This window comes from Blautia sp. HCP3S3_G3 (genome assembly GCF_052063365.1).
Taxonomy (GTDB): domain Bacteria; phylum Bacillota; class Clostridia; order Lachnospirales; family Lachnospiraceae; genus Blautia_A.
The window spans coordinates 1-1,138 of record NZ_JBQHXR010000064.1; the positions used below are offsets into that span (position 1 = coordinate 1).

Here is a 1,138-nt window from a genome sequence, read left to right on the forward strand (position 1 = left end):
CCCTTCGGGGCATCCGAGACAGGTGGTGCATGGTTGTCGTCAGCTCGTGTCGTGAGATGTTGGGTTAAGTCCCGCAACGAGCGCAACCCTTATCCTTAGTAGCCAGCATTTGAGGTGGGCACTCTGAGGAGACTGCCAGGGATAACCTGGAGGAAGGTGGGGATGACGTCAAATCATCATGCCCCTTATGATTTGGGCTACACACGTGCTACAATGGCGTAAACAAAGGGAAGCGAGAGGGTGACCTGGAGCAAATCCCAAAAATAACGTCCCAGTTCGGACTGTAGTCTGCAACCCGACTACACGAAGCTGGAATCGCTAGTAATCGCGGATCAGAATGCCGCGGTGAATACGTTCCCGGGTCTTGTACACACCGCCCGTCACACCATGGGAGTCAGTAACGCCCGAAGTCAGTGAGCTAACAGAAATGAGGCAGCTGCCGAAGGCGGGACGGATGACTGGGGTGAAGTCGTAACAAGGTAGCCGTATCGGAAGGTGCGGCTGGATCACCTCCTTTCTAAGGAAGAAGAAGTAGAGGAAAGAGGATGTGTTTTACTGTTGAGTTATCAAGGGGTACGTAAGTGCACCTCATGGATCCAAGATCCATTCGGTCGCGACTGCGTCGCATATACAACCAAATTTAAAAAGTCTTATGGAAGCAAGCTTCCAACAACTTTTCAAATCCGGTTGTGCACTTACTTGAGTAACACGGACATTTCTGGTGCCGATGCGTTTAGGGGAAACACCCGTTCCCATCCCGAACACGACGGTTAAGACCTAAGCGGCCGATGGTACTGCATTGGAGACGATGTGGGAGAGCAGGTGGGCGCCAGATCAAAGAAAAAAAGCAGAGGAGATCTGCTTCATATAAATACAGGCACCGGAAAGGGAGCCACGTTGGGAACGCGGCGGAAACAGACGGAGATCGAGAGTACTGGTGCTAACCCGTGTCAGCAGGGAATTGCTGTTACTGATAACTGGTTTTACCAGTGATTTAAGGAGAAAAGAGATTTTCTGCTTAAATGACTGATAAAGCATCAGTCAGGATTGTACCTTGAAAACTGCATACATGTAAATTTGATTACTTAATCAAATATCCTTGATACAAACGTTAAACGTAAGATAGGAAGACATCGAT

At 49.1% G+C, this 1,138-nt stretch carries 2 rRNA genes; both read left to right on the forward strand.

Going from position 1 to position 1,138, the window contains the following annotated elements:
* Positions 1–517, forward strand: a 16S ribosomal RNA gene (locus ACTNEW_RS16260); the annotation flags it as partial.
* A gap of 200 nt (positions 518–717) precedes the next feature.
* Positions 718–835, forward strand: a 5S ribosomal RNA gene (gene rrf, locus ACTNEW_RS16265).
* Positions 836–1,138: the final 303 nt, after the last annotated feature.